Consider the following 24,487-nt stretch of genomic DNA (forward strand, 5'->3'; position numbering starts at 1 on the left):
GCTCACTCCGTGAACGCCGCGCACACCGCCTCGTACTCACGGGTCCACCACACCGCCAGGGCCGACACCGCGGGAAACTGCGGGTCGGCCCTTCGGTCGTCCAGGCGGTAGCGCCAGCGGAGTATCCAGAAGTCGTTGAGCCGCTCCCACCACACCCGGTGCACGGCGGCGGCCAGTTCGGCCGGGCCCGCGCCCGCCGCACGCCGGTAGGCGCGGGCGTACGCCCGTACCTTCGCCAGGTCCAGCTCACCGCCCGGCTGCACGAAGAAGATGGCCGCCGCCCGGACCGCCTCCTCCGCGCGCGGCTGCACACCGAGCCGGTCCCAGTCCACGATCGCGACCGGATCGGCGCCCCGGTAGAGCAGGTTGAGCGGATGGAAGTCGCCGTGCACCCACCCGGTGGCGGGCCCGTCCGGCGTCGGCGGCCGGCGGTGCGCATGGAGCTCCAGCAGCGCCCGGCGCTCCACGAGCCGGTGCACGGCCAGCTCGTCGAAGGCGTCACGCGGCGCGTCCCGGGGCCGCTGACCACGGGCGACGGCGAGCAGTTCGTCGATCAGCGCGAAGGTGTCGGCGGCATGCGGACTCCCGTAGCCGGCGGGTAACGGCCCGTCCGACGGCCCGGGTTCACCGTCCGTCGGCATGACCTGCTCAAGAGCGGTGTGTACGGCTCCGAGGAGCGTCCCGAGACGCCGGGACTGGTGGGGCGTGAGCTGGGATCCGACCCGGTGCAGGCCGTCGACCCACGGGTGCAGGGCGTAGCAGCGGCCGCCGATCACGGTGACGGTGGTGCCGTCCGTATCGGTCAGCGGCGGGACGACGGGCACGCCGAGCGAGGCCAGCCGCTGGGTGGCGCGGTGCTGGCGCACGATCGTGGCGCGCTCACCGGTGGCGTCGTCGATGTGCTTCTTGTCGAGGTGGTGCTTGAGGAAGTAGGAGCCGCGGGTGGTGGACACGCGGTATCCGTGGTTGAGCAGGCCCTTGGTGATCGGCTCGCAGGCGAGCGGTTCACCGACGTCCGGGTAGCGGCGCAGCACCTCGCCGACCGGCGGAACTGGTGGGCGGGTGACATATGAGCGCGGCACTTACCAAATGGTAGATCACGCTGCGTGGCGGACAAGCTGACTTGCGCCGAAGTCAAGAGTGTGCTCCGTGACGAAGTGCGGGTCGACCCGGAGGTAGGCCGGAGCGAAGGGTTCACCGTTGGCGCGGACGGGTGCGGAGCCGAAGAGTTCTTCCTGCTCGGGACAGGGATGGACGATCTCGGCGGGCCCGGTGAACTGCACCGACCACAGGTCATCGGTCGCACCGGCGGGAGCCGCGTTGTAGTTGTCGGCTCCGTAGGCGACGACGCTGCCGTCGCACGCCTCGTGGTAGCCGAAGCCGCTGTGCATCCGCAGCAGGATGCGGCCGTCGCACACCACGTGCCGGGCCACCGCCAGGAACGGCAGGGCGCGCATGCTGGTGGCGAGGCGGCCGTAAGGGACCCGGCGGAGCAGCTCGATCGCGGCCGCCGGTGCGGGCGCACGGTGTTCGTCGGAGGGCATACGGTCCACTCTCCGGCACACGTAGGGACCGGGTAAGAGTCCCCGGCCCCGGGCGGTCCGGGACCAAAGTCCCGTGACCGGCGGCCTCAGCGGCGCTCGGCCTGCATCCGCGCGACGTACGCGGCCGCCTGCGAGCGGCGCTCCATGCCGAGCTTGGACAGCAGGCTGGAGACGTAGTTCTTGATCGTCTTCTCGGCGAGGTGCAGCCGCTCGCCGATGACCCGGTTGGTCAGTCCCTCACCGATCAGGTCCAGGATCCTGCGCTCCTGTTCGGTGAGGTTGGCGAGCCGCTCGTCGCCCTTGGCGGTGCCGCCGTCGCGGAGCCGCGCCAGCACGCGGGCGGTGGCCACGGGATCCAGCAGCGACTTCCCGGCGGCGACGTCCCGTACCGCGTTGAGCAGTTCGTCGCCGCGGATCGCCTTGAGCACATAACCCGACGCGCCGGCCATGATCGCGTCGAAAAGGGCCTCGTCATCGGCGTACGAGGTGAGCATCAGGCATTTGATGTTCTCGTCCAGCGAACGGACCTCCCGGCACACCTCCACGCCGCTGCCGTCCGGCAGCCGCACGTCGAGCACCGCCACATCGGGACGCGTCGCCGGGATCCTGACCAGGGCGTCGGCGGCCGTACCCGCCTCGCCGACCACCTCGATGTCGGACTCGACGGAGAGCAGCTCATGGACGCCACGCCGGACGACCTCATGATCGTCGAGCAGAAATACCGTGATTTTTCCATCTTCGCGCACGGTCGCAGTCTCACATACTCGCCTCCTCTCCGCTCTTCCCAGCCGCTGATCCGCGGGATAACGTGCCGTTGTTCCGGCGGCCTGCGAGGCTGTTACCAGTGCTGTGACCAGCAGACCTTCCCGATTTTTTCGATTTACTTGGAAATCCAAGCAAAATCGCAGGTCAGATAGGGTTTCGCAGTTATGCGACGCACTGGGTAACGTGCCTATGACAGGGCGTTCGCCGGGGCACCTGTCACGCCTGTATCCCGGCCGAGCGGCACCCACCCCGTGCACGGGTCCGGACACAGGCGAGCCGCACTGGTCTCCCGGCAGACCCCGGGGGCCGGACCGACGGAGGAGCACGCACGTGACCGTGGAGAGCACTGCCGCCGCGCGTAAACCGCGACGCGCCAGTAAGCGGACCAGCGCCGCGAAGAAGCCGCAGAGTTCCGAGCCCCAGCTCGTGCAGCTGCTGACGCCCGAGGGCGAGCGCGTCGAGCACCCGGACTACAGCATCGACCTGAGCGCCGAAGAGCTGCGCGGTCTGTACCGGGACATGGTGCTGACCCGCCGCTTCGACGCCGAGGCGACCGCACTGCAGCGGCAAGGCGAGCTGGGCCTGTGGGCCTCGCTGCTGGGCCAGGAGGCCGCGCAGATCGGCAGCGGCCGGGCGCTGAACGACGACGACTACGTCTTCCCGACCTACCGTGAGCACGGCGTGGCGTGGTGTCGCGGGGTCGACCCCACCAACCTGCTGGGCATGTTCCGCGGGGTCAACCACGGTGGCTGGGACCCGACGGCCAACAACTTCCACCTGTACACGATCGTCATCGGCTCGCAGACGCTGCACGCCACCGGCTACGCCATGGGCGTCGCCAAGGACGGCGCGGACTCGGCCGTGATCGCGTACTTCGGTGACGGTGCCTCCAGCCAGGGCGATGTCGCGGAGTCGTTCACCTTCTCCGCCGTCTACAACGCACCGGTCGTGTTCTTCTGCCAGAACAACCAGTGGGCCATCTCCGAGCCCACCGAGCGCCAGACCCGCGTGCCGCTCTACCAGCGCGCGCAGGGCTACGGCTTCCCGGGCGTCCGGGTCGACGGCAACGACGTCCTCGCGTGCCTCGCCGTCACCCGCTCCGCGCTGGAGCGCGCCCGCCGCGGCGAGGGCCCGACCCTGGTCGAGGCGTTCACGTACCGCATGGGCGCCCACACCACCTCCGACGACCCGACGAAGTACCGGGCCGACGACGAGCGCGCCGCGTGGGAGGCCAAGGACCCGATCCTGCGGCTGCGCACGTACCTGGAGAACGAGAACCTCGCCGACGAGGCCTTCTTCACCGCGCTGGAGACGGAGAGCGAGACCCTCGGCAAGCGCGTGCGCGAGGTGGTGCGCGCGATGCCGGACCCGGAGCCGCTGTCCCTGTTCGAGCACGGGTACGCCGACGGCAACTCCCTCGTCGACGAGGAGCGCGCCCAGTTCGCCGCCTACCAGGCATCGTTCGCAGACTCCGCCGAGGAGGGCAAGTAGCCATGGCCGTGGAAAAGATGTCCATCGCGAAGGCGCTCAACGAGTCGCTGCGTCTGGCCCTCGATACCGACCCCAAGGTCCTCATCATGGGTGAGGACGTCGGAAAGCTCGGCGGTGTCTTCCGGATCACCGACGGCCTCCAGAAGGACTTCGGCGAGGAGCGGGTGATCGACACGCCGCTCGCCGAGTCCGGCATCGTCGGCACCGCGATCGGCCTGGCCCTGCGCGGCTACCGCCCGATCGTCGAGATCCAGTTCGACGGCTTCGTCTTCCCGGCGTACGACCAGATCGTCACGCAGCTCGCCAAGATGCACGCCCGCGCGCTCGGCAAGATCAAGCTGCCGGTCGTCGTCCGTATCCCGTACGGCGGTGGCATCGGCGCGGTCGAGCACCACAGCGAGTCGCCCGAGGCGCTCTTCGCGCACGTGGCAGGACTCAAGGTGGTCTCTCCGTCCAACGCGAGCGACGCCTACTGGATGATGCAGCAGGCCGTGCAGAGCGATGACCCGATCATCTTCTTCGAGCCGAAGCGGCGTTACTGGGACAAGGGCGAGGTCGACACCGAGTCCATCCCCGGACCGCTCCACAAGGCCGTCACCGTCCGCGAGGGCGGCGACCTGACGCTCGTCGCGTACGGGCCGATGGTCAAGGTCTGTCTGGAAGCGGCCGCGGCCGCGCAGGAGGAGGGCAAGTCGGTGGAGGTCCTGGACCTGCGTTCGATGTCGCCGATCGACTTCGACGCCATCCAGACGTCGGTCGAGAAGACCGGCCGGCTCGTCGTCGTCCACGAGGCGCCCGTCTTCTACGGCTCCGGCGCGGAGATCGCCGCACGCATCACCGAGCGCAGCTTCTACCACCTGGAAGCGCCGGTGCTCAGGGTCGGCGGCTACCACGTGCCGTATCCGCCGGCCCGGCTGGAGGACGAGTATCTGCCGGGCCTGGACCGGGTGCTCGACGCCGTCGACCGCTCGCTCGCGTACTGAGGGACAGGGATCGTGACGACGATGACACAGACGTCCGCTCGCTTCCGCGAGTTCAAGATGCCCGACGTGGGCGAGGGGCTCACCGAGGCCGAGATCCTCAAGTGGTTCGTCCAGCCCGGTGACACGGTCACCGACGGCCAGGTCGTGTGCGAGGTCGAGACGGCGAAGGCGGCGGTGGAGCTGCCGATCCCGTTCGACGGCGTGGTGCACGAGCTGCGGTTCGGCGAAGGTACGACGGTCGATGTCGGCCAGGTGATCATCACGGTGGATGTGGCGCCTGGCAGCGATGAGGAGGCTCCGGTTCCGGCTCCGGTCCAGGAGCCGGTGGAGGAGCCCGCTTCGTCCGACGAGCCGAAGGGCCGTACGCCGGTCCTGGTCGGCTACGGGGTCGCGGAGTCCTCGACCAAGCGCCGCCCGCGCAAGGGGGCCGCTGCTCCGGAGGCGGCTGCGGTGGCGGCGGCGGTCCAGGCGGAGCTGAACGGCCACGCGTCGCCGGCGCCTGCTGTTCCGGAGGCTCCGGTCGGCCGCCCGCTGGCGAAGCCGCCGGTACGGAAGCTGGCGAAGGACCTGGGGATCGACCTGGCGACGGTGGTGCCGACCGGCAAGGACGGCATCATCACCCGCGAGGACGTGCACGCGGCGGCGGCTCCGGCGGAGGCCGTGGCTGCGGCGGCTCCGGCTCCTTCCGTGTCCGAGCCGGTGGCGGCCGCTGTGGAGGTCACTGCCTCCGCGCGCGAGACCCGCATCCCGGTCAAGGGCGTCCGCAAGGCGATCGCGCAGGCGATGGTCGGCTCGGCCTTCACCGCGCCGCACGTCACCGAGTTCGTGACGGTCGACGTGACGCGCACGATGAAGCTGGTGGCGGAGCTGAAGGAGGACAAGGAGATGGCGGGGGTGCGGGTCAACCCGCTCCTGATCATCGCCAAGGCCCTCCTGGTCGCGATCAAGCGGAACCCCGAGGTCAACGCGGCCTGGGACGAGGCCAACCAGGAGATCGTGCAGAAGCACTACGTGAACCTGGGCATCGCGGCGGCCACGCCGCGCGGTCTGATCGTGCCGAACATCAAGGACGCGCACGACAAGACGCTGCCGCAGCTCGCGACGGCGCTCGGCGAGCTGGTGACCACGGCGCGGGACGGCAAGACGTCTCCGGCGGCGATGGCCGGCGGCACGGTGACGATCACCAACGTCGGCGTCTTCGGCGTCGACACCGGTACGCCGATCCTGAACCCGGGCGAGTCCGCGATCCTGGCGGTCGGCGCGATCAAGCTCCAGCCGTGGGTGCACAAGGGCAAGGTGAAGCCGCGGCAGGTCACCACACTGGCCCTGTCGTTCGACCACCGCCTGGTCGACGGCGAGCTCGGCTCCAAGGTGCTGGCGGATGTGGCGGCGATCCTGGAACAGCCGAAGCGCCTGATCACCTGGGCGTAGCGTTTTGCCGGTGGGCCCGTACGCGGTCGCGTACGGGCCCACCGCCATGTCCACGGCCTGCTCACCGTACGGAGAGCTCGGCGAACACGCTCTTGCCGACGGTCCGGGGCTCGACGCCCCACCGGTCGGCGAGCTGAGCGACGATCAGGAGCCCGCGCCCGTAGCAGTCATCGGAGTCGGGCTGCCGGAGGCAGGGCAACCGCTCCCCGCGCGGATCGCTGACGGCAACCCGGAGGATGAACTCGGTAAGCGTGAGGTGGACCCGGAAGAGGCGTCCCCGGATGGCGCCGTGGAGCAGGGCGTTGGTGGCCAACTCGCTGACGATCAGGGCCGCGTCACCGGCCATTCCCGGGTGCCCCCACTGCAGAACCATCCGAGCGGCCCGATGCCGGCTGAGCGAGACGGCACGAGCGGTGGGCGTGTAGTCGACCCGATCCTCGCGGAGGACGGGCTCGGGGGCGGGGGCTGAGGTCTCCTGGGCTGCGGTCATGGTCGCGTGCCTCCGGGGTGGGATGGGCGGTGGCTGTGCCGCGGCTGCGCCTGGGCAGGGCGGTGCGCTTCCGCCGTGACGGCTCCGCTGTGCTAGCGGCGGAACACTGACGGTAGCGGCACGATCGCATGTGCAGCAATAAGTTCGGGCAGAAAATTCTCTGCGCTAGTTGGTGTTCGAAGGGGAGAGGTCCCAGACTTGGGCCACTCGGCGGAGGGAATGCAGCGTGGCAGGCAACAGTCCTGATCGAGGCCGGACAGTCTCTACGGTGCTGGGACGCCGTCTCGGCGGTGAGTTGCTCCGGATGCGGGAGGCGCACGACATGCGTCAGTCGCACGCGGCGGATGCGTTGACGGCGTCGGTCGCCAAGGTTGCCAAGATCGAGCGGGGCCTCGTACCGATACGGGACCCTGATATCCGGGCCCTGTGTCATCTGTACGGTGAGGTTGATGCCGGTGCCATCGACAGGCTCTTGGCTCTGGCGAAGGCAGATCGCGAGCGCCGCAAAGCGAGTGGCTGGTGGAACCAGTACCCGGGGCTTGAGTCCATGGTCGAGTATGTGGCGTTGGAGGACATCGCCAGCAGTCTGCGAACTTGGCAACTCGCCATTGTGCCTGGCTTGTTGCAGACGCCCGACTATGCGAGGGCCTTGGCGGTGGGGAACGGCTCCTGGGAGGATCCTGACGAGATCGAACCCTTCGTCGAGGCTCGGATGGCACGACAGGTTCGATTGACCGGTGACCGTCCGCTGGAGCTGTGGGCGGTGATCCATGAAAGTGCTCTGCGCCAACTGGTGGGAGGGCGTCAGGTGATGAGAGAGCAACTCGGCCACCTGCTGGACATGGCTCGGCAGCCGAACGTGAAGCTGCAGGTCGTGCCCTACCTGGCGGGTGCTCACCCCGGAATGACGAGCGCCTTCACCATCGTGTCGTTCGCTGACCCCGGAGCGCTTGATGTGGTCCACATGGATACGACATCGAGCACGCTCTGGCTGGAGAGCGATAATGATGCCGACCACCACGTCAGACTCTTCGACCGCATCACGCGGCTGAGCCTGGCGCAGCGCAACTCGGTCAGACTGGTCGATGGCATTCTCAAGGAGTTGTAGGCCCTGTGCCCGCGTACAAATTCGTCAAGTCCAGCTACAGCGGCGGCAACGCTGGACAGGAGTGCGTGGAAGTTGCCCGCAACATCCCCCGCACCGTAGCCGTCCGCGACTCCAAGCGCCCCGGTGGCCCTGTCGTCACCCTCGCGCCCGCCGCCTGGGGCGCCTTCACGGCCGACCTGCGCCGACAGCAGCCGTAGGCCGGTACGCCGTACGCACGGCAAGGGGCCCGGCCCGCACACACCGTGCGGGCCGGGCCCCTTAGCCGTACAACGCCTGCGGGTTACTTCTTGAACCCGTAATCCATGAGCTTCTTCGCGTCGGCCATGCGGTTCGCCTCGGAGGACGACGTGAGCACCGTACCGATGACCGTCTTGCCGTTGCGCGTCGCGGCGAAGACCAGGCAGTACTTCGCGGTCGGGCCGGAACCCGTCTTCACGCCGAGCGCGCCGCTGTAGGTGCTGAGCATCTTGTTGGTGTTGGTCCACGACATGTAGCGGTAGCCACCGCTCTTCGTGGTGACCTTCTGCTTCGTCGACTTGGTCTTGACGAGCGCCCGGAACGTGGCGTTCTTCATCGCCTGGCGGGCGATGAGCGTCAGGTCGCGCGGGGTCGAGTAGTTCTTCCCACTGCTTATACCGTCGAACGAGTCGAAGTTGGTGTTCTTCAGCTTGAGGCTCTTGGCCGTGGTGTTCATCTTGCCGATGAACGACTTCACGCGGGTCGCACGCGTGGAGCCGGTGCCGAACTTGTCGGCCAGCGCGTACGCGGCGTCGCAGCCGGACGGGAGCATCAGGCCGTAGAGGAGCTGGCGGACGGTGACCTTGTCGCCGACGATGAGCCGGGCGGACGAGGCGTTCTTCGAGACGATGTAGTCGCTGTACGCCTTCTGGACCGTGACCTTGGTGTTGAGGTTCACATTCTTCTGCTGGAGCACCACGAGCGCGGTCATGATCTTCGTGGTGGATCCGGTGGAGCGGCGGGTGTCCGCGGCCTTGCCGTAGAGCGACGTGCCGGTGCCGCTGTTCATCACGAAGCCGCCCTTGGCGACGATCGTCGGAGCCGGCGGCGCCGTGGCGGCCTGCGCCGTCGAAGCGAAGGCGCTACTCGCCAGCACCGCACCCGCGGTGAGAGCCACGGTGCTCGTGATGGTCACGCGATTGATGCGCTTGATCCCGATTTTCAACTGAACGCTCCAAATGCCCCTGATGTGCGGCCACATATGGGTGCCGCTCGGTGGTGAGACTCCTGGGACGGGCCAATGGATGCGTGCCGGACGGGTGAATTTGCGCAGCCTTGACCCTGGGCCCGTTCGTACGGCTACGCCGTCTGACGACCGGTCAACAGCCACCGGTTTCCGCGGGGGTGCGGCACGTACAGCCGGGCCGGCAACTGCACGCCTCCGCCTCGGCTTCCGAAAGGCCGGCGGAGTCCACCATCGCGGCGGCCGGCGCGCAACAGCCCTTGCCTTGCCAGGCGTCGCGGCCCTCCTTGAGCGCGATGACGGCGATGGCGAGGGCGGCGACCGGATCGGCCCACGACCAGCCGAGTGCGGCGTTGAGGAGGAGGCCGACGAGGAGGACGGCGGAGAGGTACGTGCAGAGCAGGGTCTGCCGGGAGTCCGCGACGGCGGAGGCGGAGCCGAGTTCGCGGCCCGCCCGACGCTGCGCGGCCGACAGGAACGGCATGACCGCCAGGGAGAGGGCCGCGATCACGATGCCGGTGAGGGAGCGATCCGCTTCGCCGTCGCCCGCCAGCGCCCGGACCGCGTCGACGGAGACGTATGCGGCGAGCGCGAAGAACGAGACGGCGATGATCCGCAGGGCGGCCTTCTCGCGGGCCTCGCGCACCGCGTGGTCGCGGGCGGAGAACTGCCAGGCGACGGCGGTGGCCGAGGAGACCTCGATGACGGAGTCCAGACCGAAGCCGACCAGGGCGCTGGAGGAGGCGATCGTTCCGGCGGTGAGGGCGACGACCGCCTCGATGGCGTTGTACGCGATGGTCGCGGCGACCAGCAGCCGTATGCGGCGGGCCAGTGCGTCGCGGCGGGTCGGGGCGAGGGTCAGGGGTGTCGCGGTCATCGGTCAGCAGCACCCTTCCGTCGCGGCGTCCGCGCAGGTGCGCTCGGTCTCCACGGCCACCACGGCGGTGCGCAGGTTGTCCAGGGCGTCGCCGAGGCGTTCGTCGGCCAGCTCGTAGCGCGTCCGGCGGCCGTCCGGAACGGTGACGACGAGTCCGCAGTCGCGCAGGCAGGCCAGGTGGTTGGAGAGCCGGGTGCGCGAGATGCCCAGGGCGTCGGCGAGATCGGAGGGGTACGCGGGAGCCTCGCGGAGCGCGAGCAGCAGGCGGCAGCGGATCGGATCGGCGAGCGCACGGCCGAACCGTGCGAGCACCTCGATGTCGGGAGCGACAGTCATCATGAAGTGGACAGTACAGCTCATCATGAATTCAGGGGATCATGGATCGTCGAGTTCTGGCTCGGCCTTGCCCGGGTCCAGAATCCGGACGCTCCTCCTTCATGCGTGCATGTTGTATCTATGCTGTGCGCATGCCTGCCGCAGCCACCGCTCCCGCACAGCCGACGACCACCTCTCTCAAGCAGCCGCCCGCCGCCGAGCGTGTCTACGCGCACATCAAGGAGGCGGTTCTGGACCGTCGCTACGAGGGCGGGACGCTGCTCACCGAAGGAGGGCTCGCGGATGCGGTAGGGGTGTCGCGGACGCCGGTACGGGAGGCGTTGCTGCGGCTGGAGGTCGAGGGGCTGATCAAGCTCTATCCCAAGAAGGGCGCCCTTGTGCTCGCCGTCTCCGCGCAGGAGATCAAGGACGTGGTGGAGACCCGGCTGCTGGTCGAGGAGTTCGCGGCGCGTAAAGCTGTTCCCGCGTCACCTCAGTTGATCGCGCGGCTCGAACAGCTCCTGGAGGAGCAGCGGCAGCTGGCGGAGGTCGGAGATCTGGCGGAGGTCGCCGTCAAGGACCGGTGTTTCCACGCCGAGATCGTCAAGAACGCCGGCAACGAGATCCTCTCGCGCCTCTACGACCAGTTGCGCGACCGCCAGTTGCGGATGGGCGTCGCGGTGATGGAGGCGCATCCGGGCAGGATCGAGGCCAACATCACCGAGCACAGCGAGCTGCTGGAGGCGATCCGCGGCGGCAACGCCGAGGAGGCCGCGCAGGTCGTGCGGCGCCATGTCAGCCGCGTACGGGTGCTGGTGCGGGGTGAGGACCGGTGAGCTCGGCCGCCGCGCCATCCCTCCCGCTGCCCGGCGATCCACCCGGAGGGCGGCGCGCCGCCTGGGTGTGGGGCATCGGCGTCGCCGTCTACTTCGTCGCCATCATCTTCCGTACGAGCCTGGGTGTGGCCGGTCTCGACGCCGCCGACCGGTTCGACGTCAACGCCTCGGCCCTCTCGACCTTCTCCATCCTCCAGCTCCTCGTCTACGCGGGCATGCAGATACCCGTGGGGCTGATGGTCGACCGGCTCGGCACCAAGCGGGTCCTCACCATCGGGGCCGTCCTGTTCACGGTCGGCCAGCTCGGGTTCGCGCTCTCACCGTCGTACGGCATGGCGCTCGCCGCACGCGCTCTGCTCGGCTGCGGTGACGCGATGACGTTCATCAGCGTGCTCCGGCTCGGCAGCCGCTGGTTCCCGGCCCGGCGCGGGCCGCTGATCGGCCAGGTCGCGGCGCTCTTCGGGATGGCGGGCAACCTGGTCTCCACGCTCTTCATCGCGCGGGCCCTGCACAGCTTCGGCTGGACGACGACCTTCGTCGGCAGCTCGCTGGCCGGGGTCGCCGTGCTCGTCCCGCTGCTCCTGTTCCTCAAGGACCATCCCGAAGGCCACGAGCCGCCGCCCGCCGAACACGCGGGCGGTACGTATGTGCGCAAGCAGATCGCGGCCGCCTGGCGGGAACCGGGCACGCGGCTCGGGATGTGGGTGCACTTCACCACGCAGTTCCCGGCGATGGTGTTCCTGCTGCTCTGGGGAATGCCGTTCCTGGTGGAGGCGCAGGGACTGAGCCGGGGGACGGCGGGCACGCTGCTCACGCTGGTGGTGCTCTCCAACATGGTGGTGGGGCTCGTCTACGGGCAGATCATCGCCCGCCACCACGAGGCGCGGGCTCCCATCGCGCTGGGCACGGTCGCGACGACGGCGCTTCTCTGGGCCTGTGCGATCTTCTATCCGGCCGACCACACACCGCTCTGGCTGCTGACCGTCCTGTGCGTGGTGCTCGGCGCCTGCGGACCCGCCTCCATGGTCGGCTTCGACTTCGCCAGGCCCGCCAATCCGCCGGAGCGTCAGGGCACCGCGTCGGGGATCGTCAACATGGGCGGGTTCATCGCCTCCATGACGACGCTGTTCGCCGTGGGCGTGCTGCTGGACACCACGGGCGGCAACTACCGGATCGCCTTCGCCTCGGTCTTCGTCCTGGAGGCGCTCGGCGTCACGCAGATCCTGCGGCTGCGCCGCCGTGCGGCGGTCAGGGAACGCGACCACCATGTGGTGAGCCGGGTGGAGGCCGTGCACGTACCGGCGTAGGCCTCTGCGGTACGTCGTGCTCGGCGGCGCGCCCGCCCGTCCGTGAACTCCGGGGCGGGCGCCGCCGAGAAAGCCGGAATTACGGGGTGACGGCGAAGTGGTCCAGGATCGCGGCGGCCAGCTCCTGATCGCCTTCGGCCTTGATCCGGTCGGCCACGGCCGCCGGACGGACCCGGCCGCAGGCGAGGCGTACGTACGTCTCCCAGTCCATCGAGAGCGTCACGGCCGGGCCGAGCGACGGCGAACCGTCTATCGAACCGCGGCCCTCCGCGTCGACCCGCACCGTCCGCAGGAACTCCACCGGGCCGTGCACGTCCAGCACCACCGCCGAGTTGGCCGGCGCGCCCGCGTCCTTGGCGACCACCTTCGGCAGCGCGGCGAGCAGGACGTCCCGGGTGATGTGCGCGCCGGGGGAGTCGAGGTTGCCCGGCTGACCGAGCGTCGTCCGCAGGTCCTGCTCATGCACCCAGACGTCGAAGGCCCGCATGTTGTACGCCACTTCGAGGGTCTGCTCGGCGCCGAGGGGCGCGCGGACCGTGGTCTCGGGAGCGCGGGACTCGTTGCGGAGCTGGCGGGCGCGGCGGATGAGGACGTACTCCAGCTCGGACGTCATCTCCGGAGCGGTGTGGTGGCGCCGGACGTCGACCTGCATCTCCATGTAGCGCGCGAAGTCGCTCTGTACGTGGTAGAGGTCGCGCGGCAGCGTATGGATGGGCCGCGGGTCGCCGAGCATCTCGCACTCCATGCCGATGACGTGCGACACGATGTCCCGCACCGACCATCCGGGGCACGGCGTGCGGCGGTTCCACTCCCCCTCCGCGAGTGGCTTGACCAGGTCGGCTATCGCTTCGATGGAGTGAGTCGCGGAGTCGGCGTAGGTCTGGAGGCTGGGATGGACGGTCACGGGACCCCTCGGCGGTTCTTCGGTGCATGGGCTGGAGAGCAGGGTGTGCCGACGGGCGGGCCGGCACGGACGACGCTGTCGCGGGCTGCGGGCTGCGGGCTACGTGGAGGTTCAGTCGCTTGGGACCGACCGGAACATGGGGGGCGGCGTCGCGGGGCTGGTCACGCGCATCTGCGGCGTTGTCGTCAATCACCATGGCTCCGCCATGCCTCAATCCTCCGCCTTGCAGCTGCACGCGTCCAGCCCCGCTCCTTCTCCCACCCCCCATGTTCCGGTCGGTCCAAGTTACGCTGCGAGCAGGCACCCCGGCAGTGCTTTCGTGTGACGATCGTAGGCCCGTGTTGACGGCTCGAATGCCAGGACGGTGGTAGTGTGCGCGCCTCCCTCATCCAGATCGCAGTAGACCCGGACGAATCCGTCGAGTCCCGCCGCGAGCGAGCGGCCTCTCTGGTGGTCGGCCAGCGCGGCTCCGACCTGGTGGTCCTTCCCGAACTCTGGCCGGTCGGCGCGTTCGCCTACACCGTGTTCGAGCAGGAGGCCGAGCCGCTCCAGGGCCCGACCCACGAGGTGATGGCCGAGGCGGCCGCCGAGGCCGGGGTCTGGCTGCACGCGGGATCGTTCGTGGAGCGCGCGGCGGACGGCACTCTCTACAACACCGCGCTCGTCTTCTCGCCGGACGGTGAGCGCGCGGCGGTCTACCGCAAGATCCACCGCTTCGGCTTCGACAAGGGCGAGGCGGTGATGATGGGCGCCGGCGACGAGCTGGTGACCGTCGCTCTGCCGCAGACCACGCTGGGTCTGGCCACCTGCTACGACCTGCGCTTCCCGGAGCAGTTCCGCGGGCTCGTCGACGCGGGCGCCGAGACGCTCGTCGTGTCGGCGGGCTGGCCCGAGCGCCGCCGCGCGCACTGGACGCTCCTCGCGCAGGCCCGCGCCGTCGAGAACCAGGCGTACGTCCTCGCGCTCGGCACCTCGGGCACCCACGCCGACATCCCGCAGGCCGGTCACAGCATCGTCGTCGACCCCTGGGGCGAGGTGCTCGCCGAGGCCGGCGCGGACGAGGAGATCCTCACCGTGGAGTTCGACCCGGCGAAGGTCGGCGCGACGAGGGAGCAGTTCCCGGCGCTGAAGGACCGCCGCCTGGGGCTCGCGCCGCCGGTCTGAGGTCCGCCCGCATGGGGGCCGTCGTGCATGGGGCCGCCCGCACCGGGACCGTCGCGTACGGAGCTGGGGCGCTTGGGGGCCGGGGCGTTTGCCTACAGTGAGCGCCATGACCCAACCGGGCAGTGCCGAATCGACGTTGCTCCGTGGCATGGCGATCTTCGCCGCCGTGGTCACGGTGGTCCTCTACCTCTTCGGCGTCCTGCTCGTCGGTTTGGCGGCCGGCCAGGTCGGATCGGGAACGGACTCCACGCCGATGCACCTGTGCCGCGACGTGCCGGAAGGCGCTCGGGTGGACGCGCAACAGGTGCAGTTCATGCCGCCGCGCGTCCGGTGCCGCACCACCGACGGCCGGGAGTTCACCGGTGGCGTGCCGTCCTGGCTCAACCCCACGCTCGCGGTGACCTTCGCGGCCACCGTCGTCCTCTCCGCCGCCGCCTTCGTCCAGGCGGACCGGCGAGCGGCAGCACGCACCTGACCCACGGTCGGCCCTGTTTCACGTGAAACAGCCTGTTTCACGTGAAACAACGAACTCCCGCACCCGCCAAGGCGATCAGTCCTCGCTCTCCTTGTCCGCCAGCACGATCACGCACATCGCCACGGCGAGCAGCAAGGAGACATCCGCGTCCTCCCGGACCACGTCGATGCCGTAGGTGTCCCGGAGCGTCAGCCAGCGCCGCGAGATCTGGGCCAGCAGCTCACCGTCGTACTCGATGGCGAACTCGCGGTCCAGGATCTTGCCGCTGACATCCATCTCCGTACCGTCCACCAGGGTCACCCGGTAGTGGTTGCGGAGCAGCGAGAGCCGCTTGCGCTTGACCTTGGCCAGCTCCTCGCCGCCGCGCTCGATGAGCATCGTGTCGCGCAGGCTGACCAGCTTCTGGCGCAGCTCTACGAGGACCCGGCCGTCGGCGTCCTTCAGCTCGAAGGTGTCGCGGAGCCGCATGGCCTTGCCGTCGACCAGGAAGACCTTGCGGCCCTCGGTGTCCTCGATCCAGTAGTCGTCACCGATGGAGAACAGGCGCTCACGTACGAGGAGTCTCATGCGACACAGGTTCCCCCGGCCCCCGGCGGAATGCGCGCAGGCGGTGGCGGTGTTGACTGGTGGCATGGCAACACGTGCACGCGTCCGCGCTCCCGAACTCATCGGCAAGGGCGGCTGGCTCAACACAGGCGACCGGCAGTACACCCTCTCCGAGCTGCGAGGACGCATCGTCATCCTCGATTTCTGGACCTTCTGCTGTGTGAACTGCCTGCATGTCCTTGATGAGCTGCGGGAGCTGGAGGAGAAGCACCGCGACACCGTGGTGATCATCGGTGTCCACTCGCCGAAGTTCGTCCACGAGGCCGAGCACCAGGCCGTCGTCGACGCCGTCGAGCGGTACGAGGTCCACCACCCGGTGCTCGACGACCCTGAGCTGGCCACCTGGAAGCAGTACGCCGTACGGGCCTGGCCGACGCTCGTGGTCATCGATCCCGAGGGCTATGTCGTCGCTCAGCACGCCGGCGAGGGCCATGCGCACGCCATCGAGAAGCTGGTCGCGGAGCTGGAGGCCGAGCACGGCGCCAAGGGCACGCTCCGCCGTGGCGACGGCCCGTACGTGGCGCCGGAGCCGGTCGCCACGCATCTGCGCTTCCCGGGCAAGGCGCTGCTCCTGCCGGACGGCGGCTTCCTGGTCTCCGACACCACCCGGCACCGCCTGGTCGAGTTGGACGCGGACGGCGAGACCGTACGCCGCCACTTCGGCACCGGTGAGCGCGGCCTGCACGACGGCGGCCCGGACGAGGCCCGGTTCAGCGAACCGCAGGGCCTCGCCGTCCTTCCGGACGGCCGCGTCGCCGTCGCGGACACCGTCAACCACGCCATCCGCGCCCTGGACCTCACGACCGGCGTGGTCACGACTCTCGCCGGCACCGGCCGCCAATGGTGGCAGGGAACACCGACCAGCGGTCCGGCCCGCGAGGTGGACCTCTCCTCACCGTGGGACCTGGCCTGGTTCGGCGACCGGCTCTGGATCGCCATGGCGGGCGTGCACCAGCTGTGGACGTACGACCCCGAGAACGGGACGGTACGCGTCGCCGCCGGGACCACCAACGAGGGCCTGGTCGACGGGCCGGCCGCCGAGGCCTGGTTCGCGCAGCCGTCCGGGCTCGCGGTCTCCGCCGACGGTGAGCGGCTCTGGGTCGCCGACTCCGAGACCTCCGCGCTGCGCTGGGTCGACCGGGACGAGCACGTGCACACCGCCGTCGGCACCGGCCTCTTCGACTTCGGCCACCGCGACGGCGCCGCCGCCCAGGCGCTCCTCCAGCACCCGATCGGCGTGACCGCGCTGCCCGACGGGTCCGTGGCGGTCTCGGACACGTACAACCACGCGCTGCGCCGGTACGACCCCGCCACCGACGAGGTCACCACGCTCGCCACCGACGTCCGCGAGCCCAGTGACGCCGTGCTGGTCGACGGCGACCTGGTCGTCGTCGAGTCGGCCCGCCACCGCCTGACCCGCCTCCGCCTGCCGGAGGAGGCGGTACGCGTCGCCGAGCAGGCGCACCGCACTCAGCGCGCCGCCACCGAGATCGCGCCGGGCACGCTCCGCCTCGACGTGGTCTTCCAGGCACCGGCCGGCCAGAAGCTGGACACCCGGTACGGCCCGTCCACCCGCCTGCTGGTCTCCGCCACTCCGCCCGAGCTGCTGGCCGAGGGTTCGGGCGCGGGCACGGACCTCGGGCGCGACCTGGTCCTCGCGGACGGGGTCACCGAAGGCGTGCTGCACGTCTCCGCGATGGCGGCGTCCTGCGACGACGACCCGGCCAACGAGTATCCGGCCTGCCATGTCCACCAGCAGGACTGGGGCGTCCCGGTCCGTGTGACGGCTCAGGGAGCGGCCCGGCTGCCGCTGGTGCTGGCAGGCATGGACGAGCAGGGCTGACGTCGTAGCGACCGACGGGCGGGCAAGGCATGAGCCTTGCCCGCCTCGGTCAGTGGTAGCGCTGCTCGTCGTCCTGGACGACCGTCGTGGTGGGCGGCATGATCATGCGACGACGGCGCGCGATGCTCATGTAGACGAAGACCCCGATGAGGCCGACGAGCATCATGATCCAGCCGACCAGGTCGACATTGACGGTGTCCACCTTCCAGTCGGTCGCGAACGCCAGAATCGCTCCACCACCGATCAGAAGAATGCATCCTCCGAGCCCCATGATTCCCGCCTCCTCGACGGTCCGGTGTATCCGGACCGGTTTCAGGAACTCGGGTACCCGCCCCGGTAACAACCATGTGCGGCCCGGTCGTTGAGACGCGGAGGGTTCAGTCCGTCAGGAACGCCGTGAGTGCGTTGGCCAGCAGATACGGGTCGTCAGCCCCGCACAGTTCCCGTGCGCTGTGCATCGAGAGGATCGCGACACCGATGTCCACGGTCCGGATGCCGTGCCGGGCGGCGGTGATCGGGCCGATCGTCGTACCGCACGGCATCGAGTTGTTGGAGACGAACGTCTGCCACGGCACGCCCGCCTTCTCGCAGGCGGCGGCGAACACCGCGCGGCCGCTGCCGTCGGTGGCGTACCGCATGTTGACGTTGACCTTGAGGATCGGCCCGCCGTTGGCGACCGGGTGGTGCGTCGGGTCGTGCCGCTCGGCGTAGTTGGGATGCACGGCGTGGCCGGTGTCGGAGGAGAGGCAGACCGCCCCGGCGAAGGCGCGGGCGCGGTCCTCGTACGTACCGCCCCGGGCGAAGACCGAGCGCTCCAGCACCGTGCCCAGCAGCGGCCCGTCGGCGCCGGTGTCGGACTGGGAGCCGTTCTCCTCGTGGTCGAAGGCAGCAAGCACGGGGATGTACGGGAGTTCGCCGTCGGGCAGTTCGGCGACGGCGGCCAGCGCGGCGGTCGCGGCGTGCACGGAGAGCAGGTTGTCCATCCGCGGCCCGGCGACCAGCTCACGGTCACGGCCCAGGTAGGACGGCGGCTCGATGGGGTGCGGCATGAGGTCCCAGCCGGTGACGTCCTCCGAGTCGACGCCCGCCTCCTCGGCGACGAACCGGATCAGGTCACCCTCGGCCACCTCGCCGAGGCCCCAGATCGGCTGCATGTGGCGCTGCCGGTCGAGCTTGAGGCCGTCGGTGTTGGCCGACCGGTCCAGGTGCACGGCCAGCTGCGGCACCCGCAGCAGCGCCCGGTCGATGTTGACCAGCCGGTCGGTGCCGTCCCGCAGCGAGATCCGCCCGGCCAGGCCCAGGTCCCGGTCGAGCCAGGTGTTCAGCAGCGTGCCGCCGTAGATCTCGACGGCGACCTGCCGCCAGCCGTGCGACTCGGTGTCCGGCAGCGGCTTCACCCGCAGGTTCGGTGAGTCGGTGTGCGCGCCGACGATCCGGAACGGCGTGTGCGCGGCCGCGCCCTCCGGCACGTACCAGGCGATGATCGCGCCGCCGCGGAGCACGTACTTCCCGCCGGCGCTCGCGTCCCAGGCGTCGGTCTCCGCGACCTGACGGAATCCGGCCACCCTTAGCCGGGCGGCCGCGTTGGCCACGGCGTGGTACGGGGACGGGCTCGCCGCCAGGAAGGACATCAGATCATCGGTGTGCGCACGGTCGAACCGGTGGCGAGAACTCATGGTCTTCACTGTATCGAGGCACCAGGGTCCGGAATCCGGTGACCGGCTGGGTGCTGCCCGGGGCTACAGCTCGTCGATCGCGGTCAGGTCTTGCCCTGACCACGACGACATCCGGCTCCGGGACGTTTCTCCTGCCCAGCACCACGGCCATTTCCCGACGCACGCGGAGACCGTTCGGGACGTGTTGCCGCAGCCCCTGCTCCAGCAGGTACATCGACAGCGTGTGGAAGGCGCGCTGTGGGCTGACGAAAACCAGGCTCCCGTCGATCAGCTCGGTGTGCGGCGGGAGGTCGAGCGTGAAGAAGTCGTCCTCTGTGTAGCCGTCCGGTGGCGGGACCGGCCAGCTGGAGCCGTTCGGCCGGCGGTACGGCGAGCGATCGGGCAGTTCCTCGGCGGTCATGGTCTCTCCCATGAACCGGATTGTGTGCCCAGCGTCCCGCGCACTCAGCTGATACGACAGCGCCGCCACCCGAACGAATTCCGGATGGCGGCGCGTGTTGATGAAACAGGAGAGCGATTCCTTAGAACGCGGCCTCGTCCAGCTCCATCAGGGAGTTGTCGACGTTCTCGGCGAGCGCGCGCTCGGCCGAGACGCCCGGCAGGATGTTCGCGGCGAAGAACTTCGCGGCGGCGATCTTGCCCTGGTAGAAGGCCACGTCCTTGGCGGAGGCGGTCGGCAGCTTCTCGGCCGCCACGGTCGCGCCCTTGAGGAGCAGGTAGCCGACGACGACGTCGCCGGAGGCCATCAGGAGGCGGGTCGTGTTGAGGCCCACCTTGTAGATGTTCTTGACGTCCTCGCCGGTCGCGGTGAGGTCGGTGATCATCGTGCCGACGATCGCCTCCAGGTCCACGGCCGCCTTGGCGAGCGAGTCCAGCGCGGGGGCCAGCTCCTCGTTGCCCTGGGCGCCCGCGAGGAACTTCTTGATCTCCTCGGAGAGCGTGTTGAGCGAGACACCCTGGTCGCGGACGATCTTCCGGAAGAAGAAGTCCTGGCCCTGGATGGCTGTCGTGCCCTCGTAGAGGGTGTCGATCTTGGCGTCCCGGATGTACTGCTCGACCGGGTACTCCTGGAGGTAGCCCGAGCCGCCGAACGTCTGGAGCGACTGCGCCAGCTGCTCGTAGGACTTCTCGGAGCCGTACCCCTTCACGATCGGGAGCAGCAGGTCGTTGAGGCCGTTGAGCGCCTTGGCGTCCTCGCCCGCGGCCTCCTTCTCCTGGATCGCGTCCTGGACGGTGGCCGTGTACAGCACGAGGGAGCGCATGCCCTCGGCGTACGCCTTCTGCGTCATGAGCGAGCGGCGCACGTCCGGGTGGTGCGTGATGGTGACCTTGGGCGCCGTCTTGTCCATGAACTGCGACAGGTCCGTGCCCTGGACGCGCTCCTTGGCGTACTCCAGCGCGTTCAGGTAACCCGTGGAGAGCGTGGCGATGGCCTTCGTGCCGACCATCATCCGGGCGAACTCGATGATGCGGAACATCTGGCGGATGCCGTCGTGCTTGTCGCCGATGAGCCAGCCCTTGGCCGGGTGGCGGTCGCCGAAGGTCATCTCGCAGGTGTTGGAGGCCTTGAGGCCCATCTTGTGCTCGACGTTCGTCGCGTACACACCGTTGCGCTCGCCCAGCTCACCGGTGGTCCAGTCGAAGTGGTACTTCGGGACCAGGAAGAGCGAGAGGCCCTTGGTGCCGGGGCCGGCGCCCTCGGGGCGCGCCAGCACGTAGTGGAGGATGTTCTCGGACATGTCGTGCTCGCCCGAGGTGATGAAGCGCTTCACACCCTCGATGTGCCAGGAGCCGTCCTCCTGCTGCACGGCCTTCGTCCGGCCGGCGCCGACGTCCGAGCCGGCGTCCGGCTCGGTCAGCACCATCGTCGAGCCCCACTGCTTCTCGACGGCGATCTCCGCGACCTTCTTCTGCTCCTCGGTGCCCTCCTCGAAGAGGATGCCCGCGAAGGCGGGACCGGAGGAGTACATCCACACGGCCGGGTTGGCGCCGAGCAGCAGCTCCGCGTAGCCCCAGATCAGGGAGCGCGGCGAAGTGGTGCCGCCGATCTCCTCGGGCAGGCCCAGGCGCCAGTACTCCGAGTCCATGAAGGACTGGTACGACTTCCTGAAGCTCTCCGGGACCGGCGCGGTGTTGGTCTCCGGGTCGAAGACCGGCGGGTTGCGGTCGGCGTCGGCGAAGGAGTCGGCGAGCTCGTTCTCCGCGAGGCGGGCGATCTCCTCCAGGATGCTCTTCGCGGTGTCGACGTCCATCTCCGCGAACGGACCGGTGCCGTACAGCTTGTCGCGCCCGAGCACCTCGAAGAGGTTGAACTCGATGTCGCGGAGATTCGACTTGTAGTGCCCCATGGGAAGGCTCCGTAATCAATAGCAGTGGCGCGCAGCGCCCCGGGGAGTGATGCGGGTCGGGCGACAGGCAGGCGGCGGTAGAGCGGTACGGCGTTCGGTACAGACAGACGCGGGTGTATCAGCTGACCTCTACGATGATGCTACCCGTCAGTAATAAGGCGCAACCCCTCAAGCCGTAGATGTGTCCGATTACTCTTTGCAGCATGTACGGCTACGACCAGAACCCTGGTGCTCAGCAGCAGATGGGTCAGATGGGCCAGATGGGGCAGATGGGCGGCGGCTACGGCGAGCAGCCGCTGTATCCCGAGCCCTCCCCGCCCTCCCTGGCCGACGCGGTACGGGCCTTCACCACCGGCTCCCTCTCCGCCGAGGACTTCCAGCAGATCTTCGCCACGTCGAAGGTCTACTGCCCGCGCGGCGACAACCCCGGCTTCCTGGCGCTGCACAACACGCAGCAGCCCGTGATCCCGATGTTCACCACGCTCAAGGAGCTGCGGCTCTACGCGGGCAAGGAGTCCAAGTACTTCGTGATCACCGGCGCCGAGGTGATCGACCTGCTGCCCACCGGATACGGCTTCGTCCTGGACATGGAGGGCGATCACCGGATGGTCTTCGACGCCAAGGCGGTCGAGCAGATGGTCGACTTCGCGATGCGCCGGATGTACGGGTAGAAGTTCCGGGTCCGCGGGTCGCCGACCTGCGGTCTTCTTGTACGGGTGAGGGCCTGCGCCACTTCCGGCGCGGGCCCTTGCTGTCGTCCGTAGCAGCGCTTGTGCGCCCTCCCGGGCGGGCCGGGAATGCCGCACGCCTTGCAGGATGTTCACCATTCAACTAAATTCATTCCACAAGACTCGCCCGGAGGTGGCTCCCATGCCCGCAGTGACCGTCGACAACCCGCTGACCCTGCCCAAGGTGGCCGCCTCGGGTGACGCCGTGGCCCGTCCCGTGCTCGCCGTCACCACGGCGCCGACGGGGTTCGAAGGCGAGGGCTTCCCGGTCCGCCGCGCGTTCGCGGGGATCAACTACCAGCACCTCGACCCGTTCATCATGATGGACCAGATGGGTGAGGTGGAGTACGCCGCCGGCGAGCCGAAGGGCACGCCCTGGCACCCGCACCGCGGCTTCGAGACGGTCACGTACCTGATCGACGGCACCTTCATCCACCAGGACTCCAACGGTGGTGGCGGCACCATCGAGAACGGCGACACCCAGTGGATGACCGCCGGGTCGGGGCTGCTGCACATCGAGGCGCCGCCGGAGTCGCTCGTGATGTCCGGCGGGCTCTTCCACGGCCTCCAGCTCTGGGTGAACCTGCCCAAGGCCGACAAGATGATGAACCCGCGCTACCAGGACATCCGCGGCGGCGAGGTCCAGCTCCTCGCCTCGCCGGACGGCGGCGCGCTGCTCCGGGTCATCGCCGGTGAGCTCGACGGCCACCAGGGCCCCGGCATCACCCACACCCCGATCACGATGATCCACGCCACCGTCCGGCCCGGCGCCGAGGTGACCCTGCCGTGGCGCGAGGACTTCAACGGACTCGCGTACGTCCTGGCCGGGCGCGGCACGGTCGGCGAGGAGCGCCGGCCGATCCGCCTCGGGCAGACCGCGGTGTTCGGCAGCGGCGGCTCGCTGACCGTCCGCGCGGACGAGAAGCAGGACGGGAACACTCCGGACCTGGAGGTCGTCCTCCTCGGCGGCCGTCCGATCCGGGAGCCGATGGCGCACTACGGGCCGTTCGTGATGAACAGTCAGGCCGAGCTGAAGCAGGCCTTCGAGGACTTCCAGGCCGGCCGCCTCGGCACGGTCCCGGCGGTCCACGGCATGTGAGGTGTCGGGCGGGGCCTCGCCGTGTGCGCCATGTGACGCGTCGGGCGAGGTCTCGCCATGCGCGGCGCGTGACGCCTCGGGCGGCCTTCTCTGACGGCTCGTCACCCGTGCGGTGTGCGTCGGCGGGCTCGGCGGCGCGGGCCGTGATCGGGTGGGAGGGTGCCCGCTTCCAAGCCCCTCCTGCCCGAAGGCGCCCGCCGCACGGCCGCCTGGTGCGGTGTCGTCCTGCTGGTCGTGGGGGTCGCCGCCGTCGGGATCTGGCTGGTCGTCGCCCTCAAGACGGCGGTCACGCCGGTGCTGCTGGCCCTCCTCGGCACCGCGCTGCTGGGCCCCGTACACCGCTGGCTCATCGCCCGCCGGCTCAACCGGTCGCTGGCCGCCGGGCTCACCTGCGCGGCGCTCGTCGCGGTGGTGGGCGGCGCCGGGTACATCGTGGTCACCGCCCTCATCGACTCCGGCGACCAGATCGTCCGCTCCCTGAAGGACGCCGGACAGTGGGTGATCGACCACCTGGACATCGGCGGCAACACCGATGTCGACAGCCTCGCCGAGAACGCCAGGAACCTGGTCGAGAAGTTCGGCGCGAGCGCCGCCGGCGGCCTGCTCAGCGGGATCAGCCTGGTCGGCACGCTGGTGGCGACCGGCGTCCTGGCGCTGCTGCTCACCTTCTTCTTCCTCCGCGACTCCGACCGGGCGGTGGACCTCGCGCACGCGGTGGCCCCGCGCGGCACCGGTGACCTGGTGGAGGCGATGGGCCGCCGGGCCTTCGAGGCCGTCGAGGGCTTCATGCGCGGCACCACGTTCATCGCGCTGATCGACGCCTTGTGCATCACGGTGGGCCTGCTGATCCTGGACGTGCCGGGAGCGGTGGGGCTGGGCGCGCTGGTCTTCGTCGGCGCCTACATCCCGTACCTCGGCGCCTTCCTCTCCGGCGCCGTCTCCGTGCTGGTCGCGCTGGCGGACCGGGGCTTCGTGATCGCGCTGTGGGCGCTGGGCGTGGTGCTCGCGGTCCAGGTGCTGGAGGGCCATGTGCTCCAGCCGGTGATCCAGAGCCGTACGGTGCAGATGCACCCGGCGATGGTCATGATCGCGCTGACGGCGGGCGCGAGCGTGGCAGGCCTGATGGGCATGCTGCTGGCGGTACCGATGTGCGCAGCGGCGTTCGGAGTCCTGGGCGAACTACGCAGGCGCTCGGGAGACGCCTCCAGCCCGTCCGGCGGCGACCGTCCCAGCCCGTCCGGCGCCTGAGGACACAACCCTCACTAGGGAGATCCCGCACGCCCGGAGTCCCGCACC

25 protein-coding genes and 1 pseudogene are annotated in these 24,487 nt (G+C 69.6%); 13 read left to right on the plus strand and 13 right to left on the minus strand.

What is annotated here, in order from left to right; genetic code table 11:
* Positions 1 to 2 precede the first annotated feature (2 nt).
* The 3 genes from ABZ267_RS05430 to ABZ267_RS05440 all read right to left on the minus strand — a co-directional run bounded on the left by ABZ267_RS05430 (position 3) and on the right by ABZ267_RS05440 (position 2,290).
* The gene (locus ABZ267_RS05430; protein ID WP_356750062.1) at positions 3 to 1,034 is read right to left on the minus strand and encodes a phosphotransferase; all 1,032 of its coding nucleotides are present in this window, start codon (positions 1,032 to 1,034) and stop codon (positions 3 to 5) included.
* A gap of 63 nt (positions 1,035 to 1,097) precedes the next feature.
* The gene (locus ABZ267_RS05435) at positions 1,098 to 1,544 is read right to left on the minus strand and encodes a pyridoxamine 5'-phosphate oxidase family protein (RefSeq protein ID WP_356749797.1); all 447 of its coding nucleotides are present in this window, start codon (positions 1,542 to 1,544) and stop codon (positions 1,098 to 1,100) included.
* An 86-nt stretch (positions 1,545 to 1,630) separates the two neighbouring features.
* The gene (locus ABZ267_RS05440) at positions 1,631 to 2,290 is read right to left on the minus strand and encodes a response regulator transcription factor (protein ID WP_356749799.1); all 660 of its coding nucleotides are present in this window, start codon (positions 2,288 to 2,290) and stop codon (positions 1,631 to 1,633) included.
* A gap of 349 nt (positions 2,291 to 2,639) precedes the next feature.
* Here ABZ267_RS05440 and pdhA point away from each other — a divergent pair, with 349 nt between their 5' ends.
* From pdhA to ABZ267_RS05455, 3 genes are read left to right on the plus strand one after another with little or no spacing between them, the layout of a single operon-like run.
* Entirely contained in the window at positions 2,640 to 3,800 is a 1,161-nt protein-coding gene (pdhA, locus tag ABZ267_RS05445) for a pyruvate dehydrogenase (acetyl-transferring) E1 component subunit alpha (protein ID WP_356749801.1), read from the plus strand.
* A gap of 2 nt (positions 3,801 to 3,802) precedes the next feature.
* Positions 3,803 to 4,783, plus strand: coding sequence for an alpha-ketoacid dehydrogenase subunit beta (locus tag ABZ267_RS05450; protein WP_356749803.1), 981 nt, complete (start codon positions 3,803 to 3,805; stop codon positions 4,781 to 4,783).
* A gap of 12 nt (positions 4,784 to 4,795) precedes the next feature.
* Positions 4,796 to 6,214: a dihydrolipoamide acetyltransferase family protein gene (locus ABZ267_RS05455; RefSeq protein ID WP_356749805.1), complete on the plus strand. Its 1,419-nt coding sequence runs from the start codon at positions 4,796 to 4,798 to the stop codon at positions 6,212 to 6,214.
* A 61-nt stretch (positions 6,215 to 6,275) separates the two neighbouring features.
* Here the strand turns inward: ABZ267_RS05455 and ABZ267_RS05460 are convergent, their stop codons facing one another.
* Positions 6,276 to 6,704, minus strand: coding sequence for an ATP-binding protein (locus tag ABZ267_RS05460; RefSeq protein WP_356749807.1), 429 nt, complete (start codon positions 6,702 to 6,704; stop codon positions 6,276 to 6,278).
* A gap of 226 nt (positions 6,705 to 6,930) precedes the next feature.
* Here ABZ267_RS05460 and ABZ267_RS05465 point away from each other — a divergent pair, with 226 nt between their 5' ends.
* A complete protein-coding gene (locus ABZ267_RS05465) occupies positions 6,931 to 7,812 on the plus strand; it encodes a helix-turn-helix transcriptional regulator (RefSeq protein ID WP_356749809.1) in 882 nt (293 codons plus the stop codon).
* A gap of 5 nt (positions 7,813 to 7,817) precedes the next feature.
* Positions 7,818 to 8,009: a DUF397 domain-containing protein gene (locus ABZ267_RS05470; protein ID WP_356749811.1), complete on the plus strand. Its 192-nt coding sequence runs from the start codon at positions 7,818 to 7,820 to the stop codon at positions 8,007 to 8,009.
* Between the two features lie 83 nt (positions 8,010 to 8,092).
* Here the strand turns inward: ABZ267_RS05470 and ABZ267_RS05475 are convergent, their stop codons facing one another.
* From ABZ267_RS05475 to ABZ267_RS05485, 3 genes are all read right to left on the minus strand, one after another.
* A complete protein-coding gene (locus ABZ267_RS05475; protein ID WP_356749813.1) occupies positions 8,093 to 8,995 on the minus strand; it encodes a serine hydrolase in 903 nt (300 codons plus the stop codon).
* 154 nt (positions 8,996 to 9,149) lie between these two features.
* Complete coding sequence (locus tag ABZ267_RS05480) at positions 9,150 to 9,890, minus strand: cation transporter (protein WP_356749815.1); 741 nt, start codon at positions 9,888 to 9,890, stop codon at positions 9,150 to 9,152.
* 3 nt (positions 9,891 to 9,893) lie between these two features.
* A complete protein-coding gene (locus tag ABZ267_RS05485) occupies positions 9,894 to 10,229 on the minus strand; it encodes a metalloregulator ArsR/SmtB family transcription factor (protein ID WP_356749817.1) in 336 nt (111 codons plus the stop codon).
* A 128-nt stretch (positions 10,230 to 10,357) separates the two neighbouring features.
* On the opposite strand from ABZ267_RS05485, the gene ABZ267_RS05490 reads away from it, so the two are divergent.
* Both ABZ267_RS05490 and ABZ267_RS05495 read left to right on the plus strand, forming a co-directional pair.
* On the plus strand, positions 10,358 to 11,041 hold the full coding sequence (locus ABZ267_RS05490) for a GntR family transcriptional regulator (RefSeq protein WP_356749819.1): 684 nt from the start codon (positions 10,358 to 10,360) through the stop codon (positions 11,039 to 11,041).
* A complete protein-coding gene (locus tag ABZ267_RS05495; RefSeq protein ID WP_356749821.1) occupies positions 11,038 to 12,348 on the plus strand; it encodes an MFS transporter in 1,311 nt (436 codons plus the stop codon). The genes ABZ267_RS05490 and ABZ267_RS05495 overlap by 4 nt, the downstream gene beginning before the upstream one ends.
* A 79-nt stretch (positions 12,349 to 12,427) precedes the next feature.
* Here ABZ267_RS05495 and ABZ267_RS05500 read toward each other — a convergent pair whose 3' ends face one another.
* Positions 12,428 to 13,252, minus strand: coding sequence for a maleylpyruvate isomerase family mycothiol-dependent enzyme (locus ABZ267_RS05500; protein ID WP_356749823.1), 825 nt, complete (start codon positions 13,250 to 13,252; stop codon positions 12,428 to 12,430).
* A gap of 372 nt (positions 13,253 to 13,624) precedes the next feature.
* Here ABZ267_RS05500 and ABZ267_RS05505 point away from each other — a divergent pair, with 372 nt between their 5' ends.
* The gene (locus ABZ267_RS05505) at positions 13,625 to 14,416 is read left to right on the plus strand and encodes a carbon-nitrogen family hydrolase (RefSeq protein WP_356749825.1); all 792 of its coding nucleotides are present in this window, start codon (positions 13,625 to 13,627) and stop codon (positions 14,414 to 14,416) included.
* A gap of 106 nt (positions 14,417 to 14,522) precedes the next feature.
* Complete coding sequence (locus tag ABZ267_RS05510) at positions 14,523 to 14,891, plus strand: hypothetical protein (protein WP_356749827.1); 369 nt, start codon at positions 14,523 to 14,525, stop codon at positions 14,889 to 14,891.
* 75 nt (positions 14,892 to 14,966) lie between these two features.
* Here ABZ267_RS05510 and ABZ267_RS05515 read toward each other — a convergent pair whose 3' ends face one another.
* On the minus strand, positions 14,967 to 15,458 hold the full coding sequence (locus ABZ267_RS05515; protein ID WP_356749829.1) for an LURP-one-related family protein: 492 nt from the start codon (positions 15,456 to 15,458) through the stop codon (positions 14,967 to 14,969).
* Between the two features lie 64 nt (positions 15,459 to 15,522).
* On the opposite strand from ABZ267_RS05515, the gene ABZ267_RS05520 reads away from it, so the two are divergent.
* Positions 15,523 to 17,340, plus strand: a complete 1,818-nt coding sequence (locus ABZ267_RS05520; RefSeq protein ID WP_356749831.1) for an NHL domain-containing thioredoxin family protein — start codon at positions 15,523 to 15,525, stop codon at positions 17,338 to 17,340.
* 49 nt (positions 17,341 to 17,389) lie between these two features.
* Here the strand turns inward: ABZ267_RS05520 and ABZ267_RS05525 are convergent, their stop codons facing one another.
* The 4 genes and pseudogenes from ABZ267_RS05525 to ABZ267_RS05540 form a co-directional block, all read right to left on the minus strand.
* Complete coding sequence (locus ABZ267_RS05525) at positions 17,390 to 17,611, minus strand: DUF6458 family protein (protein ID WP_356364091.1); 222 nt, start codon at positions 17,609 to 17,611, stop codon at positions 17,390 to 17,392.
* Between the two features lie 106 nt (positions 17,612 to 17,717).
* Positions 17,718 to 19,016: a M18 family aminopeptidase gene (locus ABZ267_RS05530; RefSeq protein WP_356749833.1), complete on the minus strand. Its 1,299-nt coding sequence runs from the start codon at positions 19,014 to 19,016 to the stop codon at positions 17,718 to 17,720.
* Positions 19,017 to 19,095: 79 nt separating this feature from the next.
* A pseudogene (locus ABZ267_RS05535) lies at positions 19,096 to 19,416 on the minus strand (Uma2 family endonuclease); the annotation flags it as partial.
* Positions 19,417 to 19,537: 121 nt separating this feature from the next.
* Entirely contained in the window at positions 19,538 to 21,364 is a 1,827-nt protein-coding gene (locus ABZ267_RS05540) for an acyl-CoA dehydrogenase (RefSeq protein ID WP_356749835.1), read from the minus strand.
* Between the two features lie 203 nt (positions 21,365 to 21,567).
* Here ABZ267_RS05540 and ABZ267_RS05545 point away from each other — a divergent pair, with 203 nt between their 5' ends.
* The 3 genes from ABZ267_RS05545 to ABZ267_RS05555 all read left to right on the plus strand — a co-directional run bounded on the left by ABZ267_RS05545 (position 21,568) and on the right by ABZ267_RS05555 (position 24,439).
* Positions 21,568 to 22,035, plus strand: a complete 468-nt coding sequence (locus ABZ267_RS05545) for an SseB family protein (protein WP_007447855.1) — start codon at positions 21,568 to 21,570, stop codon at positions 22,033 to 22,035.
* A 199-nt stretch (positions 22,036 to 22,234) separates the two neighbouring features.
* A complete protein-coding gene (locus ABZ267_RS05550; protein WP_356749837.1) occupies positions 22,235 to 23,191 on the plus strand; it encodes a pirin family protein in 957 nt (318 codons plus the stop codon).
* Positions 23,192 to 23,350: 159 nt separating this feature from the next.
* The gene (locus ABZ267_RS05555; protein WP_356749839.1) at positions 23,351 to 24,439 is read left to right on the plus strand and encodes an AI-2E family transporter; all 1,089 of its coding nucleotides are present in this window, start codon (positions 23,351 to 23,353) and stop codon (positions 24,437 to 24,439) included.
* Positions 24,440 to 24,487: the final 48 nt, after the last annotated feature.

It is taken from the genome of Streptomyces sp. NPDC006174 (assembly GCF_040614075.1).
Taxonomy (GTDB): Bacteria; Actinomycetota; Actinomycetes; order Streptomycetales; family Streptomycetaceae; genus Streptomyces.

Bases quoted from the DNA above. Each gene is read 5' to 3' on its own strand.
- ABZ267_RS05550 (WP_356749837.1), top strand. From the start codon at position 22,235: ATGCCCGCAGTGACCGTCGACAACCCGCTGACCCTGCCCAAGGTGGCC.
- ABZ267_RS05515 (WP_356749829.1), bottom strand. From the start codon at position 15,458: ATGAGACTCCTCGTACGTGAGCGCCTGTTCTCCATCGGTGACGACTAC.
- ABZ267_RS05530 (WP_356749833.1), bottom strand. From the start codon at position 19,016: ATGAGTTCTCGCCACCGGTTCGACCGTGCGCACACCGATGATCTGATG.
- ABZ267_RS05485 (WP_356749817.1), bottom strand. From the start codon at position 10,229: ATGATGACTGTCGCTCCCGACATCGAGGTGCTCGCACGGTTCGGCCGT.
- ABZ267_RS05545 (WP_007447855.1), top strand. From the start codon at position 21,568: ATGTACGGCTACGACCAGAACCCTGGTGCTCAGCAGCAGATGGGTCAG.
- ABZ267_RS05525 (WP_356364091.1), bottom strand. From the start codon at position 17,611: ATGGGGCTCGGAGGATGCATTCTTCTGATCGGTGGTGGAGCGATTCTG.
- ABZ267_RS05480 (WP_356749815.1), bottom strand. From the start codon at position 9,890: ATGACCGCGACACCCCTGACCCTCGCCCCGACCCGCCGCGACGCACTG.
- ABZ267_RS05510 (WP_356749827.1), top strand. From the start codon at position 14,523: ATGACCCAACCGGGCAGTGCCGAATCGACGTTGCTCCGTGGCATGGCG.
- ABZ267_RS05540 (WP_356749835.1), bottom strand. From the start codon at position 21,364: ATGGGGCACTACAAGTCGAATCTCCGCGACATCGAGTTCAACCTCTTC.
- ABZ267_RS05460 (WP_356749807.1), bottom strand. From the start codon at position 6,704: ATGACCGCAGCCCAGGAGACCTCAGCCCCCGCCCCCGAGCCCGTCCTC.
- ABZ267_RS05520 (WP_356749831.1), top strand. From the start codon at position 15,523: ATGGCAACACGTGCACGCGTCCGCGCTCCCGAACTCATCGGCAAGGGC.
- ABZ267_RS05450 (WP_356749803.1), top strand. From the start codon at position 3,803: ATGGCCGTGGAAAAGATGTCCATCGCGAAGGCGCTCAACGAGTCGCTG.
- ABZ267_RS05490 (WP_356749819.1), top strand. From the start codon at position 10,358: ATGCCTGCCGCAGCCACCGCTCCCGCACAGCCGACGACCACCTCTCTC.
- ABZ267_RS05435 (WP_356749797.1), bottom strand. From the start codon at position 1,544: ATGCCCTCCGACGAACACCGTGCGCCCGCACCGGCGGCCGCGATCGAG.